This window comes from Duganella sp. Root1480D1 (assembly GCF_001427305.1).
Lineage (GTDB): Bacteria > Pseudomonadota > Gammaproteobacteria > Burkholderiales > Burkholderiaceae_D > Rugamonas.
In genome coordinates this window covers 42,200-55,722 of record NZ_LMFZ01000010.1, presented here as the reverse complement: position 1 = coordinate 55,722, position 13,523 = coordinate 42,200, and the positions used below count along the sequence as shown (strand labels likewise).

Here is a 13,523-nt window from a genome sequence, read left to right as displayed (position 1 = left end):
GGTTCGTCTTAGTTGTGTCGAAACCAAGGAGGCACATCATGACAACCGGAACTGTTATCCTCATCAATCACCTGAAGGTCCAACCTGGCAACCAGGCGGCGCTACTTGCGCTGCTGAAGGCGAATATCGACGCAGTCGCCAGCAAGCTTGCGGGCTGGCGCGAAAGCCGCTTGATTGCGGCGCTCGACGGCAGCAGCGTGACCATTTACTCGGAATGGGATTCGCCGCAAGCGGTCGACGCCATGCGGGCCGACCCGCGCATGCAGGCCTGCTTCCCGCGCATTCGTGAGCTGGCGAGTTTTGATTCCGTCCTGGGACATATCGCATGAACAACGATGAATTCGAAGCACGCTTGCAGGAACTCAGGCCGCGGCTGCATCGCTACTGCGCCCGCATGACCGGTTCGGCAATCGACGGCGAGGACCTGCTGCAGGATGCCTTGGTCAAGGCCCTGCGTGCGCGTGCGGAAGGTATGGAGGTGGACAACCTGGGCGGCTGGCTGCTGCGCATCGCCCACAACACCTGCCTGGACTTCCTGCGCCAGCGTGCCCGCAGCAATGTGGTTCCTTTGACCGAAGACATGGAGGGCGGCGGCGCCATGCCGGAAGCCGGGATCATCATGGCAGGCTTCCAGGCCTTCATGCAACTGCCGGAATTGCAGCGCTGCGCCGTGATCCTGAAAGACGTCCTGGGTCACTCAGTGGAGGAAGTGGCGGAGATTGCCGGGTGCACGCCGGCCGCCGCCAAATCGGCATTGCAGCGCGGGCGCGCCGCCTTGCACCAGTTGGCAGGGCAGGTGGCCGACGCGCGCGTGCCTTTGCCGACGACAGCGAACCGGGATCGAATCGCACGCTATGTCCGGTTTTTCCAGGACGGCGATTTCGATGCCATCCGCGCCATGCTGGCGGCGGAGGTGCAACTGGAGCTGGTCAACCGGCTGCGGCTGGCGGGACGCGACGGCGTCAATCCATATTTCACCCGCTACGCCGCCGAACCGAAATGGTGCTTTGAACTCGGCGCCGTGGAAGGGCGAATGGCAATGCTGGTCTTCGACCGCCATGGCACCGTGGACAAGCCGGCCCACTTTGTCCTGCTGGCATGGCAGGGCAGCCAGCTTGCCGGCATTCGCGATTTCCTGTTTGCGCCCTATGCGATGGAGGCCGTCGATTGGATACGCCTGCCGGCGGCGGTTTAGTCGTCGTCGAAAGCGTGCAGCGCTGCCGAGACCAGCAGGCCCACAATGCCCAGCAAGCCGAAAGCATAGGTGAGCAAAGGCCTGGCCTGCCTCATTTCCAGCGCGAGCGCGCCGGTGAGCAGGGACATGCCGACCAAGGCCAGCACGCCATTGATGAAAAGGGATCGCCTAAGCGCCAGTCGGGCGCCGTGCGCTGCATACCATTTGGCGATCAGCCAACTGGGCAGGCAAGACAGGCCGATCAGGAGGCCTATTAACTCAATACCGAGCAGGTGATCCATCAATGTATGATGTCAGAACTGAAATATTTACGATATCAGTTGCGGCCCATTGCGGGCAAGTAAAAACTTGATCTAGGGCATATCGCCCCCTCAAACGTGTACCTACAATGCCACTTATCGAGATTGCATTGTGGGAGCCATCGTGGGCTGGAGCAGGAGACAGATTGCCGGAATAGTCAGGATCGCGCTGTTTGCGATGCTGATGGCCGTCTCCGCCCCAACGCTGTCCACGTTGCTGGCTGCGGCTTGCGGCGATAACAACGTCGCCCATTGCCACGCACAGCCGAAAGCCCACCACGTGCTCCAGAAATGCGGCTATTGCATGGTGCAGGCCGACCTGCCCGCCGTGCCGCCGCCGCCTGCCAGTCTTGCCTTGGCGCTGCTGCTGCCGGCTGGCGCCGAGCCGGCATTGCAGGCTCACGCAGCGCTGCCGCAGCAGGAATCCTTCGCGCCTCCTTCGCGCGCCCCACCTTCCGCCTGATCCTTCGCAGCAGTACCTCCCGGCTTTGCATTGCACGCGCCCTGTGGCGGCGCGGTGGCAAGGCCCTCGCTCGCAAGAACAGGAAAGGAAGCATCATGAACACCCGTCTTATTCCCCTGGCCGCAGCATTGCTGGCCGTTTTCTCGGCCCCGGCATTCGCCGATCACGAAGGGGAATCGCCGCTCAAGATGGTTGGCACCGTCGTCATCGCCGGCAACCACCCGACTTCGCTGCCAACCCAGATCCCGACCACGATTGAAGGCATCACCCGCACCCAGATCGAGGAACAGGTCAACGCCAGCGATGCGGAAGACGCACTGAAATACCTGCCTAGCCTGCTGGTGCGCAAGCGTTATATCGGCGACTACAATCACGCCGTGTTGTCCACCCGCGCTTCCGGAACCGGCAACAGCGCGCGTTCTGCGGTGTACGCCGACGGCGTGCTGCTGTCGAACTACCTCGGTAACGGCGCCACGTTCGCGCCGCGCTGGGGCATGGTGGCGCCGGAGGAAATCGAGCGCGTGGACGTACTGTACGGCCCGTTCTCGGCAGCATATGGCGGCAACTCGGTCGGGGCGGTGGTCGACTACGTGACACGCATGCCGAAGCAATTCGAAGCGCATGCCCGGGTGGCCTATGTGCGCCAGCCGTTTGAGCTGTACAACACGAACATGACCTCGACCGCGCGCCAGTCCAGCATGTCGCTGGGCGACCGCCACGGCGCCTGGTCGTGGTTTATCAGCGTGAACCGCACCGACAGCGATGGCCAGCCGCAGACTTACACCACGCGCGCCATGGCCAGCGGCACGCTGAATGGCAAAGGCGTGCCGGTCAGCGGCGCCGTGGCCGACAAGGACCGCACCAACCGCGACATCTACGTCCTTGGCACGGCGACCCAGTACAACACGGTGCAGGACCACGCCAAGATCAAGCTGGCATACGACTTTTCGCCGACCGTGCGCGCCAGCTACTCGCTGGGCTGGTGGCAGAACGATTCCAGCGGCTCGCCCAATACCTACCTGCGCGATGTGGCGGGCAAGCCGGTGTTCAGCGGCCCGGTGTTGATCGACGGCCGCAGCTTCACGCTGGCAGCGTCCGACTTCAATTCAAGCAAGGAAGAACTGCGCCACGTGATGCACGGCTTGACGGTGAAGAGCAACACCAAGGGCGTATTCGACTGGGAGGTGGCCGCCAGCCTGTATGACTACAGCCGCGACATCCTGCGCGCGCCGACCACGGCGCGCCCGGCGGCCGCCAGCGGCGGCGCCGGCCGCATCGTCGACCAGGGCGGCACTGGCTGGAATACGCTGTCGCTGAAAGGCGTTTATCGCCCGGACGGCATGCGCGGCACGCATATCTTCGACTTTGGCTACCAGCGCGCAGCCTACAAGCTATCCACCGTCGAACGCGGCACGATGGACTGGCAAAATGGCGATCCCGGTGCGCGCAACCAGGCTTTCTCCGGCCGCACCAGCATCGACAGCCTGTACCTGCAAGACACCTGGAAACTGTCGCAAGACTGGAAGACCGTGCTCGGCGCACGCTTCGAACATTGGGAAGGGCGCGACGGCGAAACCGCGAATGCGACCACCGTGGTGCGCCATGCCAAACGCAGCGACAATTTCGTCTCGCCCAAGGCGGCGCTGGCCTTCCAGGCCAATGAGGACTGGACGCTGAAAGCTTCCACCGGCCGCGCGATTCGCATGCCGACCGTGTCCGAGTTGTACCAGGGCGGCATCAACAATACCGGCACCCTGATCAACAACGATCCGAACCTGAAACCCGAGCGTTCCTGGACCACGGAACTGAGCGCCGAGCGATTGGTCGGCAATTCCGCCTTGCGCATCACCGCTTTCTTCGAACGCAACCGCGACGCGTTGTATTCGCAGACCAATGTGCTGGTCACGCCGAATGTAACCAATGTGCAGAACGTCGACCTGATTCGCACCCATGGCCTGGAAACTGCCTGGTCTAACGAGAACGTGCTGGTCGAGGGTCTGGACATGCAGGCCAGCCTGACCTGGACCGACTCCAGGATCAAGCGCAACGAGAAATTCCCGGCCAGCGCAGGCAAGTGGCAGCCGCGCATTCCTGAATGGCGCGCCAGCGCCGTAGCGACCTACCGCGTCAACGACAAGCTGAGCGCCACGCTGGCCGCACGCTACAGCGGCAAGCAGTACTCGACGCTGGACAACACCGACATCAATGGCTTCGCCTACCAGGGCGCCAGCAAGTACTTCACGGTCGATGCGCGCCTGCGCTACCGCATCGACAAGCACTGGAGTGCCGCTTTCGGCATCGACAATGCCAACAACTACAAGTACTGGAACTTCCACCCTTACCCACAACGCTCGTATTCCGCGGAGGTGAAATTTGATTGGTAATGCGCTCGAGCTGGGCCAGTTTGAACTCTGGTGCCAGCCGCATGTGACGGCGCGCGACGGCAGCGTGTCTGGTGTCCAGGCCTCGGTGCGCTGGCGTCATCCGGAACGTGGCGTGCTGGCGTTCCCAGCGTTCGCCGATGCGCTGGCGGCACAGGGCTTGCAGCAGGTCTTTGTGCTGCACATGGTGTGCGATGCGCTGGCCGCGCTGCGCATGTGGGAAGCCGACGGCTTTAGCTTGGCGCTGGAACTGTCCGTGCCGCTGCCGTTGACGCCATCGCTGGCAGCGGAGATCGATGGGCTGCTGGCGCAAGCCGGCGTGGCGCCGCAGCGCCTGGTGCTGAGGGAGTCTGAAGCAGCCGGCTGCTGCGAAGTGTCCAACCTGCTCGACTGGCTGCATGTGTGCGAAGCGGGATGCGCGCACGCTGCTGGTGATTTCATCGTGGCGCCACAACCGATGCAGGTCCTGCCTGCCGCGCTGCGCCGCTGGCAAGCCAGCTATTCGGTGATGAGCGCTGCCGATGCCTTCAGCTGAAATGCACCTGGCCGAAGAAGCCGTATTGCAGGCTTTGCGCAATGCGGCTGGCCACCAGTCGGAATTCCTCCGCCACGGCTGGTTCGAACAGGCGGTCCACGGTCGACTGGAACAGCGCAAGCCAGCGCTGGAAGTGCTGCGGCTGAACGCCGGGCAGCGCCATATGCTTGCCGTAGACGTTGCCCTGGAAGCTCTTGGTGCCCAGCATGGTGGTGCTCCAGAACTCCACCATGCGCGCCAGGTGCGGCTCCCAGTCGCCGATGGCGGCATTGAACACCGGTCCCAGTTCCGGATCGGCGCGCACGCCGTCGTAGAACTCGTAGACCAGGGTTGCAATGGATTCTTGGGTCAGTGGTAAAGTCATGGCTCCATTTTAACCTTGCGGAGCGCACCCATGATCATCGTCCACCACCTCAATAACTCTCGTTCGCAGCGCGTGCTGTGGTTGCTGGAAGAGCTGGGGCTGGCGTATGAGATCAAGCACTACCAGCGCGACCCGAAAACCATGCTGGCGCCGCCGGAACTGAGCAAGGTGCACCCGCTCGGCAAGTCGCCGGTCATTGAGCATGAAGGCAATATCGTCGCCGAGTCGGGCGCCATCCTCGAGTATCTGGTGGAGAAGCACGGCAACGACCGTCTGGTGCCGCCGGCCGGCACGCCCGACAAGCTGCGCTGGCGCTACTTCATGCATTACGCGGAAGGATCGCTGATGTCGCCGCTGCTGATGAAGTTGGTGTTCGACAAGGTCGAATCGTCGCCGGCGCCATTCTTCGTCAAGCCGATCAAGCGCGCCATTGCGCAGAAGGTGATGTCGAGTTTCGTGCAGCCGAACATCGATCGCCACCTGGCCTACCTGGAGTCCGAACTCGCCCAGCGTGAATGGTTCGCCGGCAACGAGTTCAGTGCTGCCGATATCCAGATGAGCTTCCCGCTCGAAGCCGCCGCGGCCCGTGGCGGCCTTGGCGCCAGCCATCCGCGCCTGCAAGCTTTCCTGCAGCGCATCCATGCCCGTCCGGCCTACCAGCGCGCGCTGGAGCGCGGCGGCCCTTACGAACTGCTGCGCTAAGTCTTAGTGTGAATTTGAATATAACTTAGTTGTGAAAGAACACTAAGTGGGTTATGATGTTCCTGCCTGATCCAAAAACCAATAACAAGAAAGGAACATCACAATGATCAATCGAGAAGTCCGCTCGCGAATCGCCCAGGAATCCCTGTCCCTCATGGAGGCCGGCGGCTACCAAAATTCACGCGGCAAATATGTCGATATCGCAAGCGCCCTGGCGCAGGCCAAGGCCGGTACCGTACATTACAAGGGCGAGGCGCTGCAGCAACTGGTGAATGGCCGCGGTGACCGGCAGTCCTTCGCGACCAAATTCGAGGTACGCAACGAAGCCACGCTGGCGGCAGCGCGCCGCCTCATCGGGCTTGGCTATGCCGATCCACTGTGCCTGAACTTCGCATCGGCCAGGAATCCGGGAGGCGGTTTCCTCGGCGGCGCAGAGGCGCAGGAAGAGAACCTTGCAAAATCCTCCGGGCTTTATCCGTGCATCGTGCAGAAGTCCGAAATGTACGAAGCGAACCGCGCACACAAGTCGTGCATCTACCTGGATGACATGATTTATTCGCCCAAGGTGCCGGTGTTCCGCGATGACGATTACGGTATGCTGGACGAACCGTATGTGGCGTCGATGGTCACCGCGCCGGCGGTCAATCGCGGTGCAGTTGCACGCAATGAGCCACAGCGCCTTGGCGAGCTTGAGGCGGCCATGCTGGCCCGCATTGAAATGCTGCTGGCGCTGGCCGCCCACCATGGCCATACTGCGCTGGTGCTTGGCGCCTGGGGCTGCGGCGTGTTCGGCAACCAGCCATCGGACATGGCGCGCTGGTTCGCCGAGCATCTGCTGCACAGTCCCAAGTACCACAACGCATTCGAGCACGTGGTCTTTGCCGTGCTGGATCGGAAGGGCGCGGCAGTTGCCGCGTTTGAAGCGCAGTTCACTGGAGAAGAATCGAAATGAGAAATGTCGTCGAGCTGTGTGATTATGTCCGGGACTATGGACAGCCCAGGATGGTCCTGTTCTGGGGACATCAGCCTTCCAGGAACGGCGCAATCACGAAGACGTGCTTCAGCCAATGGTTCGAGGCGGCCTTTGTCGTCGATGAAATCCGCTACCTGACGGCCGAGCACTTCATGATGGCAGGGAAGGCGCGCCTGTTCGGCGATGCCGTTGCGCTTGAGCGCGTCCTGCAATCGCCCAATCCCGCTATGGCCAAAGCTGCCGGCCGCGAGGTACAGGGCTTCGACGAAGAGGTTTGGGCGGAGAACCGCTGGGAGATCGTCGTCCAGGCCAATTACGCAAAGTTCTCGCAGAACGCACCGTTGCGCGACTTCCTGCTCGCCACCGGAGATCAGGTGCTGGTCGAGGCGAGCCCGGTCGATTTCGTCTGGGGCACCGGCTTTGCCGCCGATTCCCCGTATGCCGAGGTCCCATCCGAATGGACCGGAATGAACCTTCTCGGTTTCGCCCTGATGGAAGTACGCTCGCGCCTCAGGCAAGTGGAATAAATGGCCGCCGAGGCAAAGGCCGGGAGCAAGTAGCTGTGCGGTAAAATGGCGGCATGACGGGAAGATTGTTGGCCATTGATGGATTGAATATCGTGCGGCGTGTGTATGAGGCCAGTCCGGAGCCGGACTCCGACCTCAAAGCCGAGATCGCCATGCGCCATGCGTTCAACGCCTTCCAGCGCCTGGTCAATGGCCACGAACCCACCCATATCCTGCCCGCATTCGATTACGGCGGCACCACCTGGCGCCACACCCTGTACAAGGGTTACCGCGAAGGCCGGCAACCGATGCCGGAAGTGCTGCGTGAAGCGCTGCCCGAATTCTATATGCAGCTCACCAGGATCGGCATGTGCCCGATCGCCATCCCGGAAGTGGAAGCCGACGACGTGATCGGTACCGTGGTGACGCGTTGGCTCAATGAAAACCGCGGCGAGGCGGTGGTGGCCACCACCGACAAAGACCTGCATTGCCTGATCGCCGAAGGCGCCCGCATCTGGGACCATTTCAAGTCGGAATGGCACGACCGCGACTGGGTCGAGCAGAAGTGGGGTGTCACGCCCGGCATGCTGCCGGACCTGCTGGCACTGATGGGCGACGAGACCGACTCGATCCCCGGCGTCTCCAACGTGGGCGTGAAGACCGCCGCCAAACTGTTGCGAACTTACGGCACTCTGGACGCAATCATGGCCGGCGCAGGCATCCTGAAGGACAAAGTCGGCGAAAGCCTACGAAAAGAGCGCGAGATGTTGTATCTTTCTCGTCAATTGGTACAACTAAAGACGGACGTCCGGATCGGCGTGAGCTGGAACATGCTGGCCTGGGACCACCGTTAAACCACCTGATGTTAAAAGCAGTTCTCATCGACAGCAGTGCCATTGCACGCGGCCTGCTCAACACAGTGCTGATCGACGGCGGCTACGACGTGGTCGGCCAGGCGCATACCTGCGTGGCGGGCAATGTGCTGCTGATCAAGCACCAGCCCCAGATCATCTGCGTCTCGCGTGACTGCATCGAGGCCGACGAGCCGTCGATGCTGGCCATGCGCAAGGATTGGCCGAAAGCCATGATCTTCATGGTGTCGTCGGAGTTCGACCAGACCACGATCCAGAAAGCCCATGCGATGGGCATCAACGGCTACATCGTGAAGCCGTTCAATGGCGGTACGGTATTGAAGACCATCCGCAACACCATCATTGCGACGGTGAAGCGGCAGCAGAAGGCGCAGGCCGACGCGCAGGGCGCCAGCCCGACCGAGGGATCAGACGAAGTTTGAACCGTCGATGATGCCGCCGCCCAGGCAAACATCGCCGTCATACAGCACGGCCGACTGGCCTGGGGTGACTGCCCACTGGGCATCCATGAATTTCAGCGCGAACTCGTTGTTGCCATTGGCGGCAACGTCGCATGGCACGTCGGCCTGGCGGTAGCGGGTCTTGGCGCTGATGCGGCCTGCTTCCGGCGCCACGCCGGCCACCCAGCTCGCCTGGCCGGCATGCAGTGCTTCCGACAGCAGCCACGGATGGTCGTGGCCCTGCACCACCCACAGCGTATTGTTTTCAACGTCCTTGCGCGCCACGTACCAGGCGTCGGAAGAACCGTCGGCGTTCTGGTAAGTCTTCACGCCGCCGATGCCGATGCCCTTGCGCTGGCCCAGGGTGTAGAAGGACAGGCCCACGTGCTCGCCCACCACTTTGCCGTCCGGCGTCTTGATCGGGCCGGCCTTGTAGGACAGGTAGCGGTTCAGGAATTCGCGGAAAGGGCGCTCGCCGATGAAACAGATACCGGTGGAATCCTTCTTGGCCGCATTCGGCAGTTGCAGTTTTTCCGCGATCTTGCGCACCTCGGTCTTGGGGATTTCGCCCAGCGGGAACAGGGTCTTCGACAACTGTGCCTGGTTCAGGCGGTGCAGGAAGTAGCTCTGGTCCTTGGTGTGGTCGACGGCTTTCAGCAGTTCGTGGCGGCCGGTCGCGGTGTTGTGGCGCACGCGCGCATAGTGGCCGGTGGCGATCAGGTCCGCACCCAGATGCATTGCATGGTCGAGGAAAGCCTTGAACTTGATCTCCGCATTGCACAAAACGTCAGGATTCGGGGTGCGGCCAGCCTGGTATTCGCGCAGGAACTCCGCGAACACGCGGTCCTTGTATTCGGCGGCGAAATTGACGGCCTCGATATCCACGCCCACCACGTCGGCCACGCTGGCCGCGTCGATCCAGTCCTGGCGGGTGGAGCAGTATTCGGAATCGTCATCGTCTTCCCAGTTCTTCATGAACAGGCCGACAACTTCATAGCCTTGCTCTTTCAGCAGCCAGGCGGAAACGGAGGAATCAACGCCACCGGACATGCCGATGACCACTTTTTTCTTGCTCATGTTGTAAATCGTCCAAACTTAGAGGAAGTCCTCAGACTTCCTCGAATACCGACACGTGGGTGTGCAGGATTTCCAGCGGGGCACGCTTGCCTGCCAAATATTCGTCCACGCAAGTGAGCAGCAGGGGGCTGCGGTGGCGTTCGCGGCAGGCGGCGATTTCATCGCGCGTCATCCAGTGCGTGCGCAGGATGCCATCATCCAGCGGCCGGTCCGGATAGTAGGCACCAACTTCGCCGCAAAAGGCAAAGCGCAGGAAGGTCACCAGCTGTCCGGTACGCGCCGAACGGTAGCGCGACATATACATGCCCACCAGGGCAGTCGGGGTGAAATCGTAGGCGGTTTCTTCCAGGGTTTCGCGGACTACGGCCTGTTCCAGCGATTCCAGCGGATCGAGGTGGCCGGCCGGCTGGTTCAGGCGAATGCCGTCACTGGTTTCTTCTTCAATCAGAAGAAACTTCCCGTCGCGCTCGATGACGGCGGCGACTGTGACATTCGGTTTCCAGGTACGCGGCATGTTAGTCCATCCTCAGAAGACCCGACATTGTAGCCTGATCTTGCCTCTTCGTTGTTACCACGACGTGAAATGCTTGTGCATTGCAACAATTCGGCATAGGTAATGTTGGCCGTAGAACATTTCATGTTAGATTTTAGTCAGTTTTTCCCACTATTTGGAGGCAATATGAAGATTGGCGTACCGGCCGAGTCAAGGCCGGGGGAGACCAGGGTGGCGGCAACGCCCGAAACGGTCAAGAAACTAGCAGTCAAACACCAGGTGGTCGTGCAGGCGGGAGCCGGCATTTCTGCTTCGGTGACGGACGAAGCATATGCCGCTGCCGGCGCCACCATTGGCACCGCTGCAGAGGCACTGGGCGCGGAAATGGTACTGAAGGTACGCGCCCCGAATGCCGAGGAGCGCGGCCTGATGCAATCGGGCGCGGTGCTGGTCGGCATGCTGAATCCTTTTGATGGGGAAAACATTGCGGCCATGGCGGCTTCCGGCCTGTCCGCGTTTGCATTGGAAGCTGTGCCGCGTATCACGCGCGCGCAGTCGATGGACGTGCTGTCCTCCCAGGCCAATATCGCGGGCTACAAGGCCGTGATGGTTGGCGCGAATACCTACCAGCGTTTCATGCCCATGCTGATGACCGCAGCGGGTACCGTGAAAGCTGCCCGTGTGCTGATCATGGGCGTCGGCGTGGCCGGCCTGCAAGCCATTGCAACGGCCAAGCGCCTGGGCGCCGTGATCGAAGCGTCCGACGTGCGTCCGCCAGTGAAAGAACAGGTGGAGTCGCTCGGCGCAAAATTCATCGACGTGCCTTACCTGACCGACGAAGAGCGCGAGATCGCGCAAGGCGCCGGCGGCTATGCGCGCCCGATGCCGCCTGAATGGATGAAACGCCAGGCGGAACTGGTGCATGAACGCGCCAAGCAGGCCGACATCGTCATTACCACGGCACTGATCCCGGGCCGCCCGGCGCCGGTGCTGATCTCCGAAGAAACCGTGAAGGCCATGAAGCCCGGCTCCGTCATCGTCGACCTGGCGGTGGAGCAGGGCGGCAATTGCCCCCTGTCCGAACTGGGCAAAACGGTCATCAAGCATGGTGTGCATATCGTCGGCGAGCCGAACCTGGCTTGCCACGTGGCGGCGGATGCCTCCGCCCTGTACGCGCGCAATGTGCTCGACTTCCTCAAGCTGGTCTTCGACAAGGAGGACAAGCTGGTCATCGACCGCGAGGATGAAATCATCAAAGCAACGCTGGTCTGCCACGGCGGCGAGCAGTTGCGGAAATAGGAGACGGCAATGGAAGTCAGTCACACCATCATCAACCTGATCATCTTCGTGCTGGCCGTGTATGTCGGCTACCACGTGGTCTGGAACGTCACGCCGGCGCTGCATACGCCGCTGATGGCGGTAACTAATGCTGTATCGGCCATCATCATCGTGGGCGCCATGCTGGCGGCTGCGCTGACCGAGGGCCTGGTTGGACAAGTCATGGGCACGATCGCAGTAGCGCTGGCCGCGGTCAATGTGTTCGGTGGCTTCCTGGTCACCCAGCGCATGCTGGAGATGTTCAAGAAGAAGGAGAAGAAGGCAGCGCCTGCGGCTGGTGCTGCCGCCTCGGCGGAGAAGGAGGTCAAGGCATGAGCTTCATCACCATGAACCTTGTCACGATGATGTACCTGATCGCGTCTGTCTGCTTCATCCAGGCGCTGAAAGGTTTGTCGTCGCCGGCATCGGCACGCAAGGGCAATGCCTTCGGCATGGCCGGCATGGCGATTGCAGCCGTGACCACCATCGCGCTGATCCTGCGCATCAAGGCCGATATTGCAGCGGCATCGGAAGGTACGGAAGCGCTGGCCGCTGCCGCACGCGCCTTTGGCATGGACGTGCATGCGCGTTCCGGTTCCGGCAACCTGGGTCTCGGCCTGGTGGTGCTGGGGGTGCTGGTTGGCGGCGGCATCGGCGCCTTCCTGGCCAAGCGCGTCGAGATGACCAAGATGCCGGAGCTGGTGGCTGCCATGCACTCGCTGATCGGGATGGCGGCAGTCTGCATCGCCATCGCAGCGGTGGCCGAGCCGCACGCTTTCGGCATCGCCGCGCGCGGCCAGGCACTGCCGGTCGGTAACCGCATCGAGCTGTTCATCGGTACCTTCGTCGGCGCGATCACCTTCAGCGGGTCGGTAATCGCTTTCGGCAAGCTGGCGGGCAAGTACAAGTTCCGCCTGTTCCAGGGGGCACCGGTGGTGTTCAGCGGCCAGCACATGCTGAACCTGGTGCTGGCGCTGGTGATGGTCGGCCTGGGCCTGGTGTTCGTGTTCAGCGGCGGCAGCGAGCCGGCCTGGACCCCATTCCTGGTCATGACGGCGATTGCCTTCGTGCTGGGCGTGCTGATCATCATCCCGATCGGCGGCGCCGACATGCCGGTAGTGGTGTCGATGCTGAACTCCTACTCCGGCTGGGCGGCGGCGGGCATTGGCTTCTCGCTCAATAACTCGATGCTGATCATTGCCGGTTCGCTGGTGGGTTCTTCTGGCGCGATCCTGTCCTACATCATGTGCAAGGCGATGAACCGATCCTTCTTCAACGTGATCCTGGGCGGCTTCGGCGGCGACGCTTCCGCTGCGGCGGCAGGCGGCGCGCAGGCGCAACGCAATGTGAAGTCGGGTTCCTCCGACGACGCCGTGTTCCTGATGCAGAACGCCGAGACCGTGATCATCGTGCCTGGCTACGGCCTGGCGGTGGCACGCGCCCAGCATGCGCTGAAAGAACTGGTCGAAAAGCTGGGCCACCATGGCGTGACGGTCAAGTACGCGATCCACCCGGTCGCCGGCCGCATGCCGGGCCATATGAACGTGCTGCTGGCGGAAGCCGAAGTGCCGTATGACCAGGTGTTCGAGATGGAAGACATCAACAGCGAATTCGCGCAAGCCGACGTGGTGCTGGTGCTGGGCGCGAACGACGTGGTGAACCCGGCGGCGAAGGATCCGAAATCCCCGATCGCCGGCATGCCTATCCTTGAAGCGTACAAAGCGAAAACCATCATCGTCAACAAACGCTCGATGGCGTCCGGCTATGCAGGCCTGGACAACGAGCTGTTCTACATGGACAAGACCATGATGGTCTTCGGCGACGCCAAGAAGGTCCTGGAAGACATGGTAAAAGCCGTCGAATAACCACGGCCCAGCCCGTGTCACACCTTGGGGTCACACCCCGA

General features: G+C 61.9%; 17 protein-coding genes. 13 read left to right on the top strand and 4 right to left on the bottom strand.

Annotation, left to right across the window (positions count from 1 at the left end):
- The first annotated feature begins 38 nt into the window (after positions 1-38).
- Positions 39-329, top strand: a complete 291-nt coding sequence (locus tag ASD58_RS11800; RefSeq protein ID WP_057261368.1) for an antibiotic biosynthesis monooxygenase — start codon at positions 39-41, stop codon at positions 327-329.
- Positions 326-1,195, top strand: a complete 870-nt coding sequence (locus tag ASD58_RS11795) for a sigma-70 family RNA polymerase sigma factor (protein WP_057261367.1) — start codon at positions 326-328, stop codon at positions 1,193-1,195. The genes ASD58_RS11800 and ASD58_RS11795 overlap by 4 nt, the downstream gene beginning before the upstream one ends.
- On the opposite strand, the gene ASD58_RS11790 is transcribed toward ASD58_RS11795, so the two are convergent.
- On the bottom strand, positions 1,192-1,476 hold the full coding sequence (locus ASD58_RS11790) for a hypothetical protein (protein ID WP_057261366.1): 285 nt from the start codon (positions 1,474-1,476) through the stop codon (positions 1,192-1,194). The two genes, ASD58_RS11795 and ASD58_RS11790, sit on opposite strands and share 4 nt — an antisense overlap.
- Positions 1,477-1,606: 130 nt before the next feature.
- On the opposite strand from ASD58_RS11790, the gene ASD58_RS11785 reads away from it, so the two are divergent.
- The 3 genes from ASD58_RS11785 to ASD58_RS11775 all read left to right on the top strand — a co-directional run bounded on the left by ASD58_RS11785 (position 1,607) and on the right by ASD58_RS11775 (position 4,873).
- The gene (locus ASD58_RS11785; protein WP_156401250.1) at positions 1,607-1,957 is read left to right on the top strand and encodes a DUF2946 family protein; all 351 of its coding nucleotides are present in this window, start codon (positions 1,607-1,609) and stop codon (positions 1,955-1,957) included.
- A 95-nt stretch (positions 1,958-2,052) separates the two neighbouring features.
- Complete coding sequence (locus ASD58_RS11780; RefSeq protein ID WP_057261364.1) at positions 2,053-4,341, top strand: TonB-dependent receptor; 2,289 nt, start codon at positions 2,053-2,055, stop codon at positions 4,339-4,341.
- The gene (locus ASD58_RS11775; RefSeq protein ID WP_057261363.1) at positions 4,331-4,873 is read left to right on the top strand and encodes an EAL domain-containing protein; all 543 of its coding nucleotides are present in this window, start codon (positions 4,331-4,333) and stop codon (positions 4,871-4,873) included. The genes ASD58_RS11780 and ASD58_RS11775 overlap by 11 nt, the downstream gene beginning before the upstream one ends.
- Here the strand turns inward: ASD58_RS11775 and ASD58_RS11770 are convergent.
- Complete coding sequence (locus ASD58_RS11770) at positions 4,866-5,237, bottom strand: group III truncated hemoglobin (RefSeq protein WP_057261362.1); 372 nt, start codon at positions 5,235-5,237, stop codon at positions 4,866-4,868. The genes ASD58_RS11775 and ASD58_RS11770 overlap by 8 nt on opposite strands.
- 30 nt (positions 5,238-5,267) lie before the next feature.
- On the opposite strand from ASD58_RS11770, the gene ASD58_RS11765 reads away from it, so the two are divergent.
- The 5 genes from ASD58_RS11765 to ASD58_RS11745 all read left to right on the top strand — a co-directional run bounded on the left by ASD58_RS11765 (position 5,268) and on the right by ASD58_RS11745 (position 8,712).
- Positions 5,268-5,939 carry a glutathione S-transferase family protein gene (locus ASD58_RS11765; RefSeq protein ID WP_057261361.1) on the top strand — a complete coding sequence of 224 codons (672 nt, stop codon included), beginning with the start codon at positions 5,268-5,270 and terminating at the stop codon, positions 5,937-5,939.
- A 103-nt stretch (positions 5,940-6,042) separates the two neighbouring features.
- On the top strand, positions 6,043-6,891 hold the full coding sequence (locus ASD58_RS11760; protein WP_057261360.1) for a TIGR02452 family protein: 849 nt from the start codon (positions 6,043-6,045) through the stop codon (positions 6,889-6,891).
- Complete coding sequence (locus tag ASD58_RS11755) at positions 6,888-7,439, top strand: NADAR family protein (RefSeq protein WP_057261359.1); 552 nt, start codon at positions 6,888-6,890, stop codon at positions 7,437-7,439. Before ASD58_RS11760 ends, ASD58_RS11755 begins: the two co-directional genes overlap by 4 nt.
- 53 nt (positions 7,440-7,492) lie before the next feature.
- A complete protein-coding gene (locus ASD58_RS11750; RefSeq protein ID WP_057261358.1) occupies positions 7,493-8,272 on the top strand; it encodes a 5'-3' exonuclease H3TH domain-containing protein in 780 nt (259 codons plus the stop codon).
- 8 nt (positions 8,273-8,280) lie between these two features.
- Positions 8,281-8,712 carry an ANTAR domain-containing response regulator gene (locus tag ASD58_RS11745; protein WP_057261357.1) on the top strand — a complete coding sequence of 144 codons (432 nt, stop codon included), beginning with the start codon at positions 8,281-8,283 and terminating at the stop codon, positions 8,710-8,712.
- Here the strand turns inward: ASD58_RS11745 and mnmA are convergent.
- Together mnmA and ASD58_RS11735 are read right to left on the bottom strand one after the other, a co-directional pair.
- Positions 8,698-9,807 (bottom strand): tRNA 2-thiouridine(34) synthase MnmA, encoded by a 1,110-nt coding sequence (gene mnmA, locus ASD58_RS11740; RefSeq protein WP_057261356.1) that lies wholly within the window; start codon positions 9,805-9,807, stop codon positions 8,698-8,700. The genes ASD58_RS11745 and mnmA overlap by 15 nt on opposite strands.
- Positions 9,808-9,838: 31 nt before the next feature.
- A complete protein-coding gene (locus ASD58_RS11735; protein ID WP_057261355.1) occupies positions 9,839-10,321 on the bottom strand; it encodes an NUDIX hydrolase in 483 nt (160 codons plus the stop codon).
- A 165-nt stretch (positions 10,322-10,486) separates the two neighbouring features.
- Here ASD58_RS11735 and ASD58_RS11730 point away from each other — a divergent pair, with 165 nt between their 5' ends.
- From ASD58_RS11730 to ASD58_RS11720, 3 genes are read left to right on the top strand one after another with little or no spacing between them, the layout of a single operon-like run.
- Complete coding sequence (locus ASD58_RS11730) at positions 10,487-11,599, top strand: Re/Si-specific NAD(P)(+) transhydrogenase subunit alpha (protein WP_057261354.1); 1,113 nt, start codon at positions 10,487-10,489, stop codon at positions 11,597-11,599.
- Positions 11,600-11,608: 9 nt separating this feature from the next.
- Positions 11,609-11,953 (top strand): proton-translocating transhydrogenase family protein, encoded by a 345-nt coding sequence (locus tag ASD58_RS11725; protein WP_057261353.1) that lies wholly within the window; start codon positions 11,609-11,611, stop codon positions 11,951-11,953.
- Complete coding sequence (locus ASD58_RS11720; RefSeq protein WP_057261352.1) at positions 11,950-13,482, top strand: NAD(P)(+) transhydrogenase (Re/Si-specific) subunit beta; 1,533 nt, start codon at positions 11,950-11,952, stop codon at positions 13,480-13,482. The genes ASD58_RS11725 and ASD58_RS11720 overlap by 4 nt, the downstream gene beginning before the upstream one ends.
- Positions 13,483-13,523: the final 41 nt, after the last annotated feature.